Below are 18,003 nucleotides of genomic sequence, written 5' to 3'. Positions count from 1 at the left end.
TGTCATGAAATACGCCAAAAGCCTAGCTTCCGCGTCGGCTGTTGCCGCTGGCCTGACATTGGCAATCGCGCCGTTTTCGGTGGCCGAGGCCGCCGAAAACGGCGCGGGCTTCTATCTGCTCGGTGCCCGCGGCCCATTGGCCGGCCTGCTTGCGCCGCCCGGAACCTATTTCCAGAACGACAACTACTTCTATGTCGGCGAGCTCAAGGGCAACAAGCAGCTTCCCCTCGGCGGCGAGATCGTCGGCGACGTCAAGGCGAACCTGGTCGGCGTCTTCGGCACCGGCCTCTGGATCATGCCCGAGGAGGTGCTTGGCGGCAATCTCGGTTTGAGCGCGATCGTGCCCTTCGGTGGGCCCAATGTCGACGCGACGCTTTCAGCCCCGCGTGCCGGCCGCTCGGCCTCGGCCTCCGATTCGGTCTTTACCATCGGCGACCCTGTGCTCGGCGCCTCGCTCGGCTGGCATGAGGGCGATTTCCACTGGACGGCGAATGCCAGCCTCAACATTCCGATCGGCGACTACCAGAAGGGCGAGCTTGCCAACATTTCCTTCAACCGCTGGGCAGGCGACCTGACGTTTGCCGGCACGTGGTTCAACCCGGAAACCGGCTTCGATCTTTCGGGTGCCACCGGTATTACCTTCAACGGCGAGAACCCGGCGACGAACTATCGCACGGGCACGGAATTCCACGCGGAATGGGCCGTTACCCAGCATTTCAGCCCGCAGTTTTCCGCCGGTGTCGCCGGCTACTTCTACCAGCAGGTGACGGGCGATAGTGGCTCAGGGGCAAGGCTCGGCGATTTCAAGGGTCGCATCGCCGCCGTCGGCGGTACGCTCGGCTACAATTTCAAGGTGGCCGAAACGCCCGTGTCGCTGACCTTGAAGGTCTTCCAGGAATTCGCAGCCAAGAACCGCCCGGAAGGCACCGCCGGCTTCGTCACCATCGCGTTTCCAATCGGCACGCCGCCGAAGCAGGTCGAGTAAGTCTCAGTCCGTATCCTGGAGTTCGCCGGCGGCCGACTTCAGCCGCCGGTGAGAAACCGCGCCGGCATGAGATCCTTGTAGGGAAACATGTGGAAGTAGGGCCGTGCTTCGGCCAGCACGCGGCGCATGGACGGGCGTTCGAGCAGCCGTTCGAAATAGGCCGACAGGTGCGGGTAGCTGTCGGCGAAGGGCTCGACGATACCGCCATAGAAGAGCGCTGGCGCCGCCGCGCAATCGGCAAGGCTGAAGGCGGCGCCGCCGGCGAAGGCGTTGGCGGCGAAATGCCGGTCGGCCATGGCATAGGCGACGCCAAGCGCCGAACGGGCGTCGGCGACGCCGCGATGATCGTTCTCGCCGGGGCTGCGCAGCGTGTCGGTGACGATCTTCTGCATCGGCACGTGGATGTAGAGATCGAAGAAGCGATCCCAGAGCCTCGCCTGCAGCGCCGCGTCGACGTCCCCAGGGATCAGCGGTTGGCTGCCGGGATAGTGGCGATCGAGATACTCGATGATGACAGAGGTTTCCGGGATCGTCGCGTCGCGGGCGCTGTCGCGCAGAACCGGCATCTTGCCGACCGGCCAGAGCTCGGCAAAGCGGGCCGCCTCCTCAGGGTCCAGAAGGTCCACCAGGCTGGCGTCGAAGGGCGTGTCGTTCTCGTAGAGCGCGATCAGCACCTTGTGGCAGAAAGAGGCGAGCGGATGCAGATAAAGCGTGAGCGACATGCGGACGGCCTCCGATGCTGACGTTCCGGGCGCGCGTTGTGTCCGGCAGCGCCGTGCAACGCGCAGGGGTCTGGTTTCCCGCGTGATGTTATTGCAAAACTGATACTGTTTTGCAATCAGTTTGTGCGGTGACGCCCGTATGGTCCGCGGTATTGCGCGCTGCTGCGGCCCCACGTTTTTGCGCAACGCCTTTGAAAGTCAGAAAGCTGCCCTAGAATTAAGAGGAGGCGGGGCGTTGCAACGCACGGCGCTCTCGCGATCTCGATAGGGGAGGATCGCCGATGCGCTGCTTCACGGTAGTTGGACCTTCGCAGACAGGTAAATCCACGCTGGTGGAAAAACTGGCTGCGCTGGGGGAAAGCTCCAGAAAGGTCATGTCACCTTACGGATTGAACGTCACCGAATTCGAGATCGGCAAGGAGGCGTGGTGTGCGCTCGACGCGCCCGGCGCCACCGAAGCGCTCGCCCATGCGCAGCACGCGCTTCTGGCTAGCGACGCCTGCGTGCTCTGCGTCTCGCCGGCGCCGGAGGAGGCGGTGCTGGCGGCACCCTATCTCAAGGTGATCGAGGCATCGGGCACGCCCTGCATCATCTTCGTCAACCGCATGGATGAGCCGCGCGGGCGGCTGCGCGACGTCATCGCGGCGTTGCAGGACTATTCCAGCCACATGCTTATCCTGCGCCAGGTGCCGATCCGCGAGGGTGACAGGATCGTCGGCAGCTGCGACCTGATCTCCGAACGCGCCTGGCGCTATCGCGAGGGCCAGACCTCGGCGCTGATCGAGATCCCGGACACGACGCTGGAGCGCGAGAAGGAAGCGCGCGCCGAGCTGCTCGAACACCTCTCGGAGTTCGACGACTGGCTGCTCGAAGAGCTGATCGAGGATCGCGAGCCGGCCAGCGACACGATCTATGCCATTTCCTCGCGGCTGCTCAGGGAGAACCGGATCATTCCTGTCCTTGTCGGGGCTGCTAGCCACAGCAACGGCATCCTGCGGCTGATGAAGGCGCTGAGACATGAGGCGCCGCCGGTCGACATGCTGCGAAAACGGCTGGGCGCAGCAAGCAAGATCCCTGAGACGGGCCTCGCCGCCGTCAGCTTCCACGCCTACCACCGTCAGAATGTCGGCAAGACCGTGCTGGTGCGGGCACTTTCCGGTGGCATCAAGCAGGGGGCGCCGCTCGGCGGTGGCGGTGTCGGCTCGGTGCAGGACCCGGCAACCGGCAAGCCGCTTGCGACAGGGACGCCGGAGCCCGGTACGATCTTTGCCGCCGTCAAATCCGACCATTTGCCGGTGCCGGCCCTTCTGACCGCCACGGCCGCGTACGAAGCCCCGGACTGGACGGTGCCGCCGACGCCGATGCTGGAGCGCATCCTGGTGCCAGACAGCGAGCGCGACGAGACCAAGCTTTCCGGCACGCTGGCCAAGCTTGCCGAGACCGATCGCAGCCTGAAGGTGATGCAGGAGGAGGGTACGGGCGCGCAGCTGATCTGCGTGCAGGGGCCGGTGCACTTGCGCGATCTCTGCAAGACGCTGGCCGATGTCTTCCATGTGGGGGTCACCGACCGGCCGCCGAGCCCGACCTATCGCGAAACGGTGCTGAAACCCTCCGATGTGCATTACCGCCACCGCAAGCAGACGGGGGGCGCCGGGCAGTTTGCCGACGTGAAGCTCAGCGTGCACCCCAACGAGCGCGGCGGCGGCTTCAGCTTCAACGAAACGGTGAAAGGGGGCGCTGTGCCGCGCAACTTCATTCCCGCGATCGAGGCGGGTGCGCGCGAGGCGATGGAGAAGGGGCCGCTCGGCTTCCAGGTGATCGATGTCGGCGTGACGCTGACAGATGGACAACATCACGCCGTCGACAGCTCCGAATTCGCCTTCCGCGCCGCCGCCAAGATGGGGGTGCGCCAGGCATTGTCGCAAGCCTCCGCTGTGCTGATGCAGCCGGTGGTGCGTGTCGAGATCCACATTCCGTCGATCTATTCCGGCAGCCTGGTGCCGATCGTTTCCACCTACAAGGGGCAGGTGCTGGGTTTCGACCGCGACGAAGCCGCCAAAGGCTGGGATGTCTTTCGCGCGCTGGTGCCGGGGGCGGTGCTCGACGAGCTGGCGCGGGCGCTGCGCTCGGCAACGCAAGGGATCGGCTATTTCTCCAAGAGCTTCGACCACTTCGAGGAGCTCTACGGCAAGGAGGCAGACGCGGTGATCCATGCCCATGGGACGGCGCAGGCGGGATGAGCGCAGGCGAAAGGCATTCGCCGGGCGCGGGCTGCGAAGCGATCTTCCCCTAACTTTGAGCGGGAAAGCTGTTTGGTCGCGCGTGTGGCAGGGGCGCTGGTGAGCCGAAACCATTCGGCGGCGATGTAACCGTAACGTACTTTCCCTGGGACACGGCAAAGCGCATCGTCGCTGCGAAAACAGGGAGGAGCGACCATGAACCGATTGCAGTCCACCGTCAGCCTGTTGCTCATGTGCGGCCTCGTGTCGGTCGGCTCTCCGGCGCTGGCTCAGCAGGCAACCGACGAGGAAGTCAGCGAAGCCTATATCTATCTTCTTGGCCGCCTGCTCATCACGCGGCAGCAGCAGCTCGACTTCCAGGAGGGCTTCAAGTGGAACGAACTGATCCACCGGAAGCCCGGCGCGGTCGACTGGCCCAATCCCAACCTGGATGTCGCCTATTCCGAGGCCTGGGTTGCGGTGGACGAGAATAGCTGCACCATCGTCACAGTCCCCGAAATCAACGACCGCTATTACACGGTCCAGTTCCTGAACGGCTGGGGCGAGACGCTCGCCAACATCAACGAGCGCCTGTTTCCCGGCAGAGCCTCGGGGGATTTTGCCGTATGCCTGCAGGGCGCGAAGGTCGAATTGCCCGGTAACATGATGCGCATCGATCTGCCGGTGCCGCATGCCCGGGTTCTGGCCCGCGTGGCGCTTGGCAACGATCCGGAGCGGGCCGTGGCGCTACAGCATGATTTCAAGCTGCGCGCGACCGGCGCGCCAAAGCTGCCGGATATCCCGAAGACGCCGATCTTCGATCTCGACAAACTCCCGGGCGTGGAGGCATTCGAGGCCGCTGCCGCGGCGCTGGATGGCGAACCGGATTTAAGCGTCGGGCTTGAGAAACGGCAGGCCGATGCGCGCGCGATCGCGTCGGCGATCAAGGACAATGCGCAAGAACGCAGCCGCGTGGACGGCATCATCAAGCAACAGGCCTTCGCGCAGATCGGCAAGGCAGGCCAGACGATCGGCCATGGCGTCATCCGCAACGGATGGGCGCGCCCGGGCGTGGTTGGAGAATATGGCCTGGACTACATGGCACGAACGCTGGTCAACAATGGCGGCATCTGGGCGAACATCAAGCCGGAGGTTCTCTACTATCGTGGCGGCAAGGACGAGAGCGGTGGCGACCTGACCGGCGATCACGCCTACAAGATGACCTTCCCGAAGGACGCATTGCCGTCGCGCTTTGCCAAGTATTTCTGGTCGGTCATCGCCGTCGACAATGTCCATTTCCGCGTTCTGCCGAACCCTCTGAACCGCTTCCTGCTCAATGAGCAGACGCATCCGGAGTTTGGTTCGGACGGTTCGCTGACGCTCTATTTCGCAACCGACAAGCCCGCCGACGCGCCGGATGGAAACTGGCTCCCGATCCCCAAGGGGCAAAAATTCCGCCTGACGTTCCGCTTTTATGGCCCGCTCGACGGCGTTGCGAACGGCACGTACTGGCCGCCGGCGCTCGTCAAACTGAACTGAATTCTCGCAAGCGATCAAGGGGCAGGTGTGGCCTGCCGGTTCTGTGCCCGCTTGGCTTTTACCCAAATGGCTGGCCCGGACTGGAGAATGATGGGCAGCGCCTTATCTCAACCGCCAAGTGGGAAACGAACAGCGAGAGGAAGACAGGCATGGCCAAGAACACGATTTGCGTATGGTACGACAAGGACGCCGAGGAGGCAGCCCGCTTCTACGCCAAGACCTTTCCGGATAGCGCTGTGGGGGCCGTCATTCGCGCGCCTGGTGACTATCCGTCCGGCAAGCAGGGTGACGTCCTGGTCGTCGAGTTCACGGTTGCAGGCGTTGCCTGCATCGGGCTCAACGGCGGCACCGCGTTCACGCATAGCGAGGCGTTCTCCTTCCAGATCGCCACCGACGATCAGGCGGAAACCGACCGCTACTGGAACGCCATTGTCGGCAACGGTGGCAAGGAAAGCGATTGCGGCTGGTGCAAGGACAAGTGGGGCATTTCCTGGCAGATCACGCCGCGGGTGCTGACCGAGGCGCTTGCGGTTGGCGGCGCTGAGGCAAAGCGTGCTTTCGACGCGATGATGACCATGAGGAAGATCGACGTTGCCGCGATCGAAGCGGCAAGGCGCGGCTGAGGCCTCCGGCCGTCGCGCGTGTTCGGCCGGCCCTGGTGCGAAATGGGGCGGGTGGTGCAGGGCGGGTGGCTCCGGACAGCGAAGCAAACCGTCCGCGACCGCCGTCAGGTGGGGCGCCGTTTTTTTGGACAGAGGGCGAGGTCGGGGACGCCGCACTGGCGGGCGCCCCTAGAGCGTTTCCGATTTAGACGGAAACACAGAAACGCTCTATGTCTCTGTTTTTACGCATTTCCTGACGGAAAACCGCTCCGCGCTTTTCCTGGAAATGCTTTAGTGCTTGGGTCACCCGTTTCAGCCGGCGTTTGTCGGCTGCGGCCGCGTTTGGCGCGCGGTTGTGGCGCCAGCCGGCACGAACTATGCCACGGCGTCGTGTTCCTCGCGCGCGGCTTCCCAGACTTCCCGCGCTGCATCCATGTTCATCAGCGCGATCCCCAGCCCCACGATCAGATCCGGCCAGGCCGAATGCCACAGGTAAGCCGTCGCCAGGCCCGCGCCGATGATCGCGATGTTGGCGAAGGCATCGTTGCGGGCAGACAGGAACGCTGCCCGCGTCAGGCTGCCGCTCGTATGACGGTACTGGACGAGAAGGTAGGCGCAGAACAGGTTGACCAGAAGCGCGCCGAAGCCCGTCAGCGACAAGGCAAAGGGTTCGGGCGGGATCGGGTCCATGAACTTCGCCCAGGCCGTCCACAAGAAGGCAAGCGCGGGGACAAGCAGAATGAATGCCATCGCCATGCCGACCCGGGCTCGGCTGCGCACTGTCCAGGCAAGCGCAAAGAAAATCAGGATGTTGACGGACGCATCTTCCAGGAAATCGACGCTGTCGGCGAGGAGAGACACGGAGCCGATCGCAAGCGCTACGAGGAATTCAACCCCGAAATAGGCCAGGTTCAACAGGGCGACGATGAGAACGACGCGGCGCAGCTTGCTATCCACAAAAAGGTTCCTTCGCTGACGAGATAGACCGTCGATACTGTGGCACACCTGTCAGCATCTGTTGATTATCCGAAGCGTTACATTTGGATATATTCCTATCGCTCATGGAAACCTCTGCAAACACGTCCACCACTCCTGCGCGCAGCGCGCCGGCAGCATTCGGCGGCGGCGCAGTGATCGGCGCACTCGGCGGCCTCATCGGCCTTGGCGGGGCAGAGTTCCGCTTGCCGCTGCTCATTGGCCTGTTCAACTTCGCCGCGCTGGAAGCCGTCATCCTCAACAAGGCGATGAGCCTGGTCGTCGTTGCGACAGCCCTGCCGTTCCGGGCCGCCACCGTTCCGTTTGGAGCGATTGCGGAAAACTGGTCCATTGTGGTCAATCTGCTCGCTGGCAGCCTGTTGGGCGCATGGTTCGGGGCAGGGTGGGCGACGCGTCTCCGGTCCGAAACCCTCTATAAGGTCATCGCGGCCTTGCTCGTCGTGATCGCGGTCATTCTGGTTGCGGGCCATCATGCGACAGCGGGGCAGCCACTCCTGACTGGATCGGCGCAGCTTGTTGCCGGCGTCGTGGCAGGCTTCGTCATCGGCATCGTCGCCTCGCTCTTGGGTGTCGCCGGTGGCGAACTGCTGATACCGACCCTCGTGCTTCTGTTCGGCGCGGACATAAAACTGGCGGGCAGCCTTTCACTGGCCGTGAGCCTGCCGACGATGCTGGTCGGCTTTACCCGATACAGTCGAGACCAAAGCTTCTCCGTTCTGAGACGCAACACGCGCTTCCTCCTCATGATGGCGGCCGGCTCGATCGTCGGCACCTTCATCGGTGGATTGCTTTTAGGTGTCGTACCTAACGGCGTCCTGCTGCCGGCCCTCGCTGTGATTTTGCTGATCTCTGCCGCAAAGGTCTGGCGGCACAGCTGATTGAAGCACTCTCATTTGCATCACAAAATGCAACACTTGGCACCTTCGTTGTCATCCTGGTGCCTGATGCATCAATGTCGGTTTCTCTTGGTCGTCGTTATCGATACGATCTGCGTGCCGTTGGTTTTCGGCTTGTGTTTGGAGCCGACGCCGCCCCGGCGGGCTTGCCGGAACTGAATGAGCCATCGTTGGTCGCTTCGCGCCAGAGCATAGTAGACAGCAAATGCGACAAGGGTCGCTTTCGACCTTGCGGCTACTGTATCATCAAGGCATCTTTGGGTACCCAAGAGACTCCATCCTGAGTTGCATTTCTTGGCCCGCGTCGCTTTAATCGGGCCCGTTACCTACCGTGACTTGCAATCGGCTCATTTGTGGTAGCATAGTGTTGGATCAGGCGAGCCGACAGGCCTTGCCAGGATCGGCAAGGAACGCGATTTCGCGCGGCTCTCACGACAGAGCAATCCGAAGCCACGGCCTCCCCATTACAATCCCGCCGCACCGCGCGTTGCTCTGTTTTTGCCTGACCAAACGGAGGAATGAGCATGGCAAGCGATGCAACTCCAACGCGAAGAGATATACTGTTAACCGGCGGGTCGCTGCTGGCGATGTCGGCAATTGGCACCACTGCGAGCGTTACCATGAGCCGCAGCGCGATGGCGCAAACAGCCGGCAAGAAACCAAACATAGTGGTCATCATGGCGGACGATGTCGGCATCTGGAATATCGGTGCCTACAATCGCGGCATGATGGCGGGCCGCACTCCCCATCTCGACAAGCTTGCCGCAGAGGGGATGCTCTTTACAGATTACTACGCCGAGGCGAGTTGCACGGCGGGACGGGCCAATTTCATTACCGGGCAACTTCCGGTTCGAACCGGCATGACCACGGTCGGACAGGCAGGCTCGCCCATCGGTCTGCCTGCTGCTGCGCCCACTATCGCAACGGTGCTGAAGTCGATGGGCTATGCCACAGGACAGTTCGGCAAGAACCATCTCGGCGATCTCAACGAGTTCCTGCCGACCGTTCATGGGTTCGATGAATTCTTCGGCTACCTCTACCACCTGGATGCGATGGAAGACCCTGCGCATCCTGGTTATCCGCAGGAATTGCTGAACGTTGTCGGTCCGCGCAACATGGTCCACTCCTGGGCCACCGAAGTGGACGACCCGACGGAAATGCCGCGATGGGGCAAGATCGGCAAACAGAAGATCGAGGATGCCGGCACGCTCTACCCGAAGCGCATGGAGACGGTCGATGACGAAATTCGGGACCTGTCCTTCAAGTTCATCGACAAGGCAAAGGCCGACGGCAAGCCGTTCTTCCTTTGGCTAAACCCGACACGGATGCACATCGTTACGCATCTGTCGGAAAAGTACGAGAAGATGCGCAACTCGGAGAATGGCTGGACCATCCATGAAGCAGGAATGGCCCAGTTGGACGACATTGTCGGCGACACCATGCAAAAGCTCAAGGACATGGGCGACGATGACAACACCATCGTCATATTCACCACCGACAACGGCACGGAAAACTTTACCTGGCCCGATGGCGGACAGACACCGTTCTTCGGCGGAAAAGGCACCACCTACGAAGGCGGCTTCCGCGCTCCGGCAATGATCCGGTGGCCAGGGCATGTTCCTCCGGGTTCGATATGCAACGGGCTGATGTCCGGCCTCGACTGGTTCCCCACACTTGTGGCCGCTGCCGGGAGTACCAACATTGCCGTCGAACTGAGAGCGGGCAAGGAACTCAGTGGCCAGACCTACAAGGTTCACCTTGATGGCTATGATCAGACCAGCCTGCTCGCTGGAACCGGCCCGTCGAACCGTCACGAGATCTGGTATTTCGCCGAAAGCGTGCTCGGCGCGGCCCGTATCGATGACTACAAATACACCTTCATGGAACAGCCTGATGGTTGGATCGGCAACACCATCAAGCTGGATGTGCCGACCGTTGTGAACCTGCGCCTTGATCCGTTCGAGCGGACGGCCTTCTTCAAGGGCAACGTCGGTTCGCAAGAGTATTTTGAATGGTACAAGTTCGAGTTCTGGCGCTTTGTCCTCGTCCAGCAAAGAGTTGAGGAGCTGGCAAAGTCGGCGATCGAATTTCCGCCGATGCAGAAGGGTGCAAGTTTCGGAATAGACGGCGTCAAAGCACAGATCGCCGAGGCGATGCGCAAGCAGCATGGGCAGTAAGCCCGCATCGACATCCGCAGTCGGAAGCAGCGGATACGGCGCGGCGCGGTTGAAGCGTCTATGTTCCTCAACCGCGTCGCATCGTGGCGAACGGCGTCCTGCAGCCGGCCCTCGCTGTGATTTTGCTGATCTCTGCCGTCAAAGTCTGGCGGCACAGCTGATTGCGGCACGCGCATTTCCGACGCGTCACGGCGTGCTGAATGCAGCCGGGCAATCGTGATCGATCCCTCGAAAAAAGCGACTTGTCGCGCGTGGCCGATCGGCGTAATTGTCGGTCGTCGCGAAAAGCGACCGCTTCCCTTGATCCGCTCAGTGGCGGAGTAAACAGGTGGACGAATTGGCGTCCAGGCGGTCAAGCACATGTCATCCCTGCGCTCTTGGGCAGGGATCGGCCAGCGGCTCCCAAAATCAATAACTGACACACCTTGTAGCGTCGCGCTTCACCTATGGCGCACTATTCGCTGCAAGCCTTTAAACTCGCTGCGCAATTCCCGCCGGAAACGATCCGATGCGGGGAATTGTGCATAGCCCTGATCGCGAGCTATCGGCGCTTGAGGCGTTCGCATGCTCGCGTCCGCCGGAGCGTGCCATGACCAGACCCCTTATCGTCATTTTCATTGCCATCGTGCTCGATGCCGTCGGCATCGGCCTCATCTTCCCGATCCTGCCTTCGCTCTTGAAGGAGGTGACCCACACCGACAACGTCGCGCCCTTTATCGGAATAATGACCGCGCTCTACGCGGCCATGCAGTTCGTCTTTGCGCCGGTGCTCGGTGCGCTCAGCGATCGCCTCGGCCGCCGGCCGGTGCTTCTGATTTCGCTTGGCGGCGCTGCCATCAACTACCTGTTGCTGGCCTTTGCGCCCAATCTCCTCGTGCTGTTCATCGGCCGCGCCATTGCCGGACTGACGAGCGCCAACATCTCCGTGGCGATGGCCTACATCACCGACATTTCGCCTGAGGAGAAGCGTGCCCGCCGCTTCGGGTTGTTCAACGCCATGTTCGGCATTGGCTTCATCATCGGCCCCGTTCTTGGCGGCGCTCTTGGTGATCATTGGCTACGGCTGCCCTTCATCGCGGCGGCGGCCCTCAACGGCTGCAACCTGCTGCTGGCATTGTTCATCCTGCCGGAATCGCGCACGCCCAGCCGGGAGAAACTCGATCTTTCGGCGCTGAACCCGCTCGCGCCCCTGCGCTGGGTTTTCTCGGTGAAGCGCCTGCTGCCAATCATTGTCATATTCTTCATCTTCAGCGCCACCGGCGAGGCCTACGGCACCTGCTGGGCGCTCTGGGGCGGCGATACCTTCCAGTGGAACGGGCTTTGGGTCGGGCTGTCGCTCGGCACCTTCGGCGTCTGCCAGACCCTTGCCCAGGCCTTTCTACCCGGCCCGGCGGTAAAACTGCTCGGCGAGCGCGGGGCCATTTTGACCGGTGTCGCCAGCGTCGGCGCAGCACTTATCGTCATGGCGCTTGCGACGGAGAGCTGGATGATCTTCGCGATCATGCCGGTCTTCGCGCTCGGCGGCATCGGCGTGCCGGCGCTGCAGGCGCTGGCGACCGGAGAGGTCGATGACAGCCAACAAGGCCAGTTCCAGGGCGTGCTGGCGTCGGTGGTGAGCCTTGCCTCGATCGTCAGCCCGCTGGCGTTTTCAAGCTTCTACTTCGCCGTCAGGGAGCAATGGCCGGGTGCGATCTGGCTGTCGGTCGTCGTCGTCTATGCGATCGCCGTGCCGTTGATTTTCGGCTTGCGGTTGGGGCGCAAGCCTGCGGCGGTGGGCTAGCGGGGGCTCTCCTGATCGCGGACCGTTATCGTTACAATTAACAGTTACGTACTTCCCGATCGTCACATGAGTGCTAGGTAATTTACCTCGGCGGCTTCGACGTCTGGTTCAACCGCGTCACGCCGCAACGGCCAAACGGCTTGCCGCCGTCGCATGGGCGGCGGATAGCCATCGCCCGTTCCGGCTTTTGTCGGACGATTGCTTCAAGCTGGTTTGAGCGCTGCAGGCGCAAGTTCAAGAGCCCGTAGGCGCAACTGTGGAGGACAGATCGCATGTCTAGCAAAACCCTGATTTTCGCGGCGATATCGCTGACATTCGCAACAGGTGCTTTCGCCAAATCCCCGTCCGACGTTGCTGATCTCGTGGGCGCGCGTGCACCGGGAGCTGAAAGCGAAATGCAGGCACGCGGCTATGAGGACGTCGGCGGCAACAATACGTGGTGGAACGCCGGCACCAAGGTTTGCGTGCGAGTGCACGTTTCCCAGGGCAAATACTCCGCGATTTCCCAGATCAAGGCTGCGGCGTGCGGCCAGAGCGGCGGCACCAAGACGCAATGCCCACCCGATCTCTCCCAGGCGGACCTCTACAAGCATCCGGGTTGCAGCCTCTGAAGGCATGGGATTGTGCCGTTCTTGAGCACGTGAGCGGCTTAACGGGAAGAGCCGGCGGCCGCGGCAATCTCGGCATAGCGCCGCTGGCGGTCGTCGATTTCCTGCAGGAGCCAGCCGAGAAAGCTCTTCGTCACCGGCTTGGTGCGGAACAGCTCTTCCTGGCAGACGAACTGGTAGGTCTCATTGGGTTCGTAAAAGTGGTCGTGCACCAGGCGGACCTGACCGGATCTCAGTTCGTATTCCACCATGGTGCGGTCGATCAGCGCGACGCCCTGTCCTTCCTTCACCGCTTCCAGAATGATGTGCTGGTCGTCGAAGATCAGGTCCTGGCGGCTGGGCGGGAGCCTCAGGCCGGAGGAGGCGATCCAGCTCTGCCATTCCTGCAGGCCGCGATAGTGCAGGCGGTTGCCGGAAAGAAGGTCGTGCTTGTCGGCCTGCGCCTGCCAAATGGCGCTGCCGCAGACCGGCACAAGGCGCTCGCGCAGGAGCCGCTGCGAAAACCGGGCGGGCGGCGGGTGCAGGCAATAGTCGATGATCACGTCGGCGGTGCCGGTCGCCGGCGTGTTGGTTTCGAGATGGGAGAGATGGATCTGCAGGCCGGGATTTTCGCTGAGGAACGCGGAAATGCGCGGCGCGATCAGCTTCATCGAGAAGAACGGGCCGACCTTGACGCGCAGGATCTTCTGGGTGTTGCGCGGGCGGATATGCTGGACGACGCCTTCGAGATCGTCGAAGGCGCGGTTGCAGGATGCAAAGAGCAGGGCGCCTTCGGGCGTCAGCTCGACGCCGTGCTGCTTGCGGATGAAGACGCTGAGGCCAAGATTGTCTTCGAGGATGCGGATCTGGTGGCTGATGGCGCCCTGGCCGATGCAGAGCTCGTTTGCCGCCGCCGTCAGGCTGCCATTGCGGGCGGCCGCCTCGAAGGCGCGCAGGGATTTGAGGCTTGGCAGATCGCGCATGGGGTTCTCCGGAAGGCGGTCGATCCGCTCGACCATATATGAATTTTTTAGATGTCTGGGATTATTTCTTTGGCATTGCGAAGCGCGGGAACGTCGCCCATTGTCGACGAATAATAAAGCGAAAACGCAACAACGATCGGCAGTAAATTCAGGGATTGGCAGGCGAAATCGACATTGGGTCCGGCCCGATGCGCGGCTTTGCGGGCGATAACCCGAAGGCGCCGAGACTGATGACAAAGGGAACGACATGCAAAAGAAGTTCATGCGTGCGACAGCATTTTTCTTCGCCTGCGCCATGGCCGGCACGAGCCTTGCGGCGGACAAGCTTTCGATCGGCACGGAAGGCGATTATGCGCCATTCAACTATGTGACGGCTGGTGGCGAGATCAAAGGTTTCGACTATGACATCGGCCAGGCGGTCTGCGCCGAGATCAAGGTTGAATGCGTGTGGAGCACCAACGAGTGGTCCGGCATCATTCCCGCACTTCAAGCCAAGAAATTCGACGTGATGATCGCCTCGATGGCGATCAACGAGGACCGCAAGAAGGAAGTGGACTTCACCAAGCCCTATTACTTCAACGCCATGCGCTTCATTGCTCGCAAGGACCTGGGGCTAACAGACGTTTCGCCGGAAGCGCTGAAGGGCAAGGTGATCGGCACGCAGTCCGGTTCGGTGGCCGTCGAGGCGCTGCAGGAGTTCTTCCCCGACAGCGAGGTCAAGCTCTACCCGACACTCAGCGAAGTGTTCCTCGATATGGCCAATGGCCGGCTCGACCTGATCCTCGAGGGCCAGATGGCGCTGACGGACTGGCTGGCCAAGGACGATAGCGGCTGCTGCGATTTCGTCGGCGACAGCTTCATCCTCGATACGGCGCAGGGCAACGCCATGGCGGTGCGCAAGGGCAACGAAGAGCTGCTCGGCAAGCTCAACGGCGGGCTCGAGGCGATCATGGCCAACGGCACCTACGACAAGATCCGCAAGCAGTATTTCGACTTCGACATCATGGCGCGGCCGAAAAGCACGAGCGAATATTTCCGATAGATAGCGAGGGGCGGGCAGGCGAGCTTCGTGGCCTGGTTTACTAAAGCCCCTCATCCGGCCTGCCGGCCACCTTTTCCCCGCGTGCGGGGAGAAGGGACATCGCGGCAACCGCTCGCAACTATAGCCGCTGTCGGCACTTCAATGGTCTCTCCTGGGTGATGGATGAGCTGCAGCCTCACAAGGAAACTGTGAGCGGCAAGCCTCTCCCAAGGAATTCGCATGTCGCGTGCTGCGTTTCACGCAGGGCGCAACATGCGACGGGCGCGGCGCCGGGGTGTTCGCGCTTCCCCGGCGCCCGTCTCTTCGATCTTCTCCCATTCCCCGAATGAAAGTGCATGCCATGAGCTTCAAGGTCGCCGTTCTCGAGTTCAACCAGGAAACCAACACGTTCTCGAAGCTGAAGACCGGCTTCAAGGATTTCGAGATGTGCCACTATTTCAAGGGTGCGGCGATCGAGGACAATTGCCGCGGCACCAATTCGGAAATCGGCGGCTTCATCGACTGTTGCGACCGTTTTGGCTGGGAGCCGGTCTATACGGTGGCGGCCCGGGCCGAGCCCGGTGGCCGGATCGATGAGGCGACGCGCCTGCGCTTCGTCGCAGACGTGACGGCAGCACTTGAGGGCGAAAAGCTCGACGGCGTTTTCATCGTCTTTCACGGCGCCATGTGCACGGAGACATCAGACGACGCGCAGATCCAGCTGCTTCAGGTGGTGAGGGGAATTGTCGGGTCCGACCTGCCAATCGCCGCCACCTTCGACCTGCACGCCAATTCGGCGCCTGAGATGGCTGACCTTCTCGACATTGCCGTCTCGTTCCGCACCTATCCGCATGTGGACATGGCGGAATGCGCGACGAAAGCCGGGGCCCTGCTGGAAGCGGCGATGCGCCGCGAGATCGCGCCCGCCATTGCCATTCGCCAGCCGCCGATGATCAACGGCTGCAACGATGGCCGCACCACCCATGCCTGCGCCATGACCGAGCTGCTTGACATCGCCGATGCGATCGCGCGCGAGGACGGTATTCTCGCGACCTCCATCAATGCCGGCTTCTACGACGCCGACATCCACAACACCGGCCCTTCGGCCGTCATCTGCTACGACAAGGCGAAGGTGGCTGACGCCGATGCGATCGCGCATGCAGAGCGGCTCTGCGACGAGATCTGGCAGCGGCGCGAACACCAGGATGAACAATTGCCGCTGACGGCACTGCCGGGCGCCATCGCGAAACATTTGGCAGTCAAGCGCAAGCCCGGGCCGCTGGTGATCGCCGATTTCTCCGACAATCCCGGCTGCGGCGCCTATAGCGATTCCACCTGCCTGCTCTCGGGCCTCTTGCAGGCGGGTGTCACCAATGCCGCCTTCGGGGCGATGTGCGACCCGGCGGTCGTTGCCGAGCTGATCGAAGCAGGGCTCGGGGCCGAGCGCGAGGTGACGCTCGGCTGCAAGATCGACCCTTCCGTCGGCGGCGGGCCGATCCGGGTCAAGGGCACGGTGCAGGCGATCTCCGACGGGCGGATCATCTTCGAAGGGCCGATGTTTAAGGGCCTGCCGGCGTCTCTCGGCCCAAGCGTGCGCTTCCATGTCTCCGGCATTGACATCCTGATTTCGAGCGAGCGCCAGCAGTTGCTCGACCAGAACCTCTTTCGCGCCGTCGGCATCGAGCCCGCGACCTACGACGTCGTCGTCGTCAAGTCGCAGCAGCATTTCCGCGCCGCCTTCGGCCCGATCGCATCAGAGATCATCGAAGTCGACGCCGATGGCTTGAGCACCGCAAATATCGGCGCACGCACGTACCGACGCGTCCGCCGGCCGGTCTATCCGCTGGACAACGACGTGGCGGTCGCCGCCAGTGCGATTGCGTGACGCGACGGTGGCCGGGGCTGCAGACGACGCAGCCCCGGGTGTTATCTCTTATCCGGGGAGCGCGCGGCCGCTGTTGCCACCAGCCTTACCTTTGCCCCGGCGCCCGAGCGATCGATGGCGTCGACCACCTTGACGGCAAGGATTGAAGGTTGGGCGTCGACCGCGTCGAGCGTCGCGCGGATCGCGTCCTCGATCTTCCTGCTCACGGCATCGGCGACGATCCCTGGAAACACCGAGATCCTGATTTCCAGCCCGTCGGGCAGCGGCACGAACTGGAATTGCCGCACGCCGGCCGTGCCCGTCAGCGGCGAGCGCAGGCGGTGCGCGTGGACATCGATCGTGCCGCCGCCGCGTTTGGCGAAACGAAGCATTTCCTCCCGGCGTCCGGCGATCGAGGCGATGCGCCAGAAGGGCAGGCCGCATGGACAGGGTTCGCTTGCCATGGTGACCATGTCGGAGATCTCGTAGCGCACCAATGGCAGCGTGCGGTTGGTCAGCGTCGTCACAAGCAGTTTTGCGCCCTGGGTGCCGTTAGCGACGGGGCGATTGTCGGTATCGACCACTTCGAAGACGAAGGCATCTTCGGCGAGATGCAGGCCATCGGCGCGCAGGCATTCGTGACCCATCGGCCCGGCCTCGGTGCAGACATAGCTGTTGGCGACGGTCGCCTGCCAGGTCTCGGCTGCGATAGCGCGCACATCCTGCGTCAGCGTTTCGGCGCTGGTGCGAAATAGCCTTGGCCTGATCCGCAACCGTCCGGCCTCCTGCTCAGCGGCCAGCACGCGTACGAATGAGGGATAGGTCGAAATGACTTCGGGCTGATAGGCATTGAGCGTTTCGACGATCGTCTCGGTCGGCATCAGCACGTTCAGCCCGGGTGCCTTGGGCCGGATCGCCCGCAACTCGGCGCCGATCCTATGGGAGATGTGGACAGGGGACGACGCAAAGACCGCCATGCTCCGCGTGGTTTCCTCGATGCCGATAATTCTCTGAAAGCGCACCATGGTGGCGATCGCAGCCAGCCAGGCAGCGCCGTCGAACGCGGTGATCCCGCGCTCGCCCGTCGTTCCGCCGGTGGCGGCCACGCTGAACTCACCAAGCAGCAGGCTTCCCGGATCGTCGCCGTCGAGGTGCCGCTCGACCTGATGTCGGTCGAGCCTCGTGTCGGTGACGATCCGGTCGAAGTTTTCCATGAGCGCGTGCTTGTTCAATACCGGAAAGGCGGCGAGCGCCGCCTCCCGCGCCACGAGGGCACCGATGGTGTCGCGATAATAGGGCGAGGAATGGATGGCGTGCTGCAACATGGATTGCAGTTGCGTCGCCTGGAAGGACAGCAATTGCTCCCGTGACCATTGGCAGCGGCTGAAAAGCGCTTCGGAATGCTGCCTGAGCGCTCTGGTGTCGAGCGTTGCGATGGATGGCGATGGCGACATTGAAGTGGCCCCGAAAGTGCCCTCGTGCCTGCTGTTACCCTGGCCCGTCGTCACCCATCTCGTCGTTTCGATGGCGAATGGCCTACGCTCAAGCTCATGGCACGCAACCATACCAGATTGCCAAAAAGTCGGGAACAGGCGGGTCGATGGTTGCTCCGCCATCGCCGATTTCACCAAT

14 protein-coding genes are annotated in these 18,003 nt (G+C 62.4%); 10 read left to right on the top strand and 4 right to left on the bottom strand.

The window, feature by feature from the left end:
* Nucleotides 1–4: 4 nt before the first annotated feature.
* A complete protein-coding gene (locus tag AC1Q80_RS10590; protein ID WP_492360403.1) occupies nucleotides 5–985 on the top strand; it encodes a SphA family protein in 981 nt (326 codons plus the stop codon).
* 38 nt (nucleotides 986–1,023) lie between these two features.
* Here AC1Q80_RS10590 and AC1Q80_RS10585 read toward each other — a convergent pair whose 3' ends face one another.
* Entirely contained in the window at nucleotides 1,024–1,707 is a 684-nt protein-coding gene (locus tag AC1Q80_RS10585) for a glutathione S-transferase family protein (protein ID WP_492360402.1), read from the bottom strand.
* A gap of 281 nt (nucleotides 1,708–1,988) precedes the next feature.
* Here AC1Q80_RS10585 and AC1Q80_RS10580 point away from each other — a divergent pair, with 281 nt between their 5' ends.
* From AC1Q80_RS10580 to AC1Q80_RS10570, 3 genes are all read left to right on the top strand, one after another.
* On the top strand, nucleotides 1,989–3,947 hold the full coding sequence (locus AC1Q80_RS10580; protein ID WP_173420431.1) for an elongation factor G: 1,959 nt from the start codon (nucleotides 1,989–1,991) through the stop codon (nucleotides 3,945–3,947).
* Nucleotides 3,948–4,142: 195 nt separating this feature from the next.
* Nucleotides 4,143–5,465, top strand: coding sequence for a DUF1214 domain-containing protein (locus AC1Q80_RS10575; protein WP_492360401.1), 1,323 nt, complete (start codon nucleotides 4,143–4,145; stop codon nucleotides 5,463–5,465).
* A 149-nt stretch (nucleotides 5,466–5,614) separates the two neighbouring features.
* Nucleotides 5,615–6,088: a VOC family protein gene (locus AC1Q80_RS10570; protein ID WP_209790841.1), complete on the top strand. Its 474-nt coding sequence runs from the start codon at nucleotides 5,615–5,617 to the stop codon at nucleotides 6,086–6,088.
* 354 nt (nucleotides 6,089–6,442) lie between these two features.
* Here AC1Q80_RS10570 and AC1Q80_RS10565 read toward each other — a convergent pair whose 3' ends face one another.
* Nucleotides 6,443–7,024 (bottom strand): cation efflux transmembrane domain-containing protein, encoded by a 582-nt coding sequence (locus AC1Q80_RS10565; RefSeq protein WP_209790842.1) that lies wholly within the window; start codon nucleotides 7,022–7,024, stop codon nucleotides 6,443–6,445.
* A 104-nt stretch (nucleotides 7,025–7,128) separates the two neighbouring features.
* Here AC1Q80_RS10565 and AC1Q80_RS10560 point away from each other — a divergent pair, with 104 nt between their 5' ends.
* From AC1Q80_RS10560 to AC1Q80_RS10545, 4 genes are all read left to right on the top strand, one after another.
* Nucleotides 7,129–7,941 carry a sulfite exporter TauE/SafE family protein gene (locus tag AC1Q80_RS10560; RefSeq protein ID WP_492360400.1) on the top strand — a complete coding sequence of 271 codons (813 nt, stop codon included), beginning with the start codon at nucleotides 7,129–7,131 and terminating at the stop codon, nucleotides 7,939–7,941.
* Between the two features lie 542 nt (nucleotides 7,942–8,483).
* On the top strand, nucleotides 8,484–10,136 hold the full coding sequence (locus tag AC1Q80_RS10555; RefSeq protein ID WP_492360399.1) for an arylsulfatase: 1,653 nt from the start codon (nucleotides 8,484–8,486) through the stop codon (nucleotides 10,134–10,136).
* Between the two features lie 589 nt (nucleotides 10,137–10,725).
* On the top strand, nucleotides 10,726–11,916 hold the full coding sequence (locus tag AC1Q80_RS10550; protein WP_492360398.1) for a TCR/Tet family MFS transporter: 1,191 nt from the start codon (nucleotides 10,726–10,728) through the stop codon (nucleotides 11,914–11,916).
* A 272-nt stretch (nucleotides 11,917–12,188) separates the two neighbouring features.
* Nucleotides 12,189–12,527, top strand: coding sequence for a hypothetical protein (locus AC1Q80_RS10545; protein WP_173420424.1), 339 nt, complete (start codon nucleotides 12,189–12,191; stop codon nucleotides 12,525–12,527).
* Between the two features lie 38 nt (nucleotides 12,528–12,565).
* Here AC1Q80_RS10545 and AC1Q80_RS10540 read toward each other — a convergent pair whose 3' ends face one another.
* Nucleotides 12,566–13,486, bottom strand: coding sequence for a LysR substrate-binding domain-containing protein (locus AC1Q80_RS10540; protein ID WP_209790846.1), 921 nt, complete (start codon nucleotides 13,484–13,486; stop codon nucleotides 12,566–12,568).
* Between the two features lie 247 nt (nucleotides 13,487–13,733).
* On the opposite strand from AC1Q80_RS10540, the gene AC1Q80_RS10535 reads away from it, so the two are divergent.
* Entirely contained in the window at nucleotides 13,734–14,528 is a 795-nt protein-coding gene (locus tag AC1Q80_RS10535; RefSeq protein WP_492360397.1) for a transporter substrate-binding domain-containing protein, read from the top strand.
* Nucleotides 14,529–14,868: 340 nt separating this feature from the next.
* The gene (locus tag AC1Q80_RS10530) at nucleotides 14,869–16,392 is read left to right on the top strand and encodes a M81 family metallopeptidase (RefSeq protein WP_492360396.1); all 1,524 of its coding nucleotides are present in this window, start codon (nucleotides 14,869–14,871) and stop codon (nucleotides 16,390–16,392) included.
* A 41-nt stretch (nucleotides 16,393–16,433) separates the two neighbouring features.
* Here AC1Q80_RS10530 and AC1Q80_RS10525 read toward each other — a convergent pair whose 3' ends face one another.
* Nucleotides 16,434–17,825 carry a phenylacetate--CoA ligase family protein gene (locus AC1Q80_RS10525; RefSeq protein ID WP_234941870.1) on the bottom strand — a complete coding sequence of 464 codons (1,392 nt, stop codon included), beginning with the start codon at nucleotides 17,823–17,825 and terminating at the stop codon, nucleotides 16,434–16,436.
* Nucleotides 17,826–18,003: the final 178 nt, after the last annotated feature.

The organism is Ensifer sp. GW823-FHT05D09, from assembly GCF_058795755.1.
This window is presented reverse-complemented; position numbering and strand designations above follow the sequence as displayed.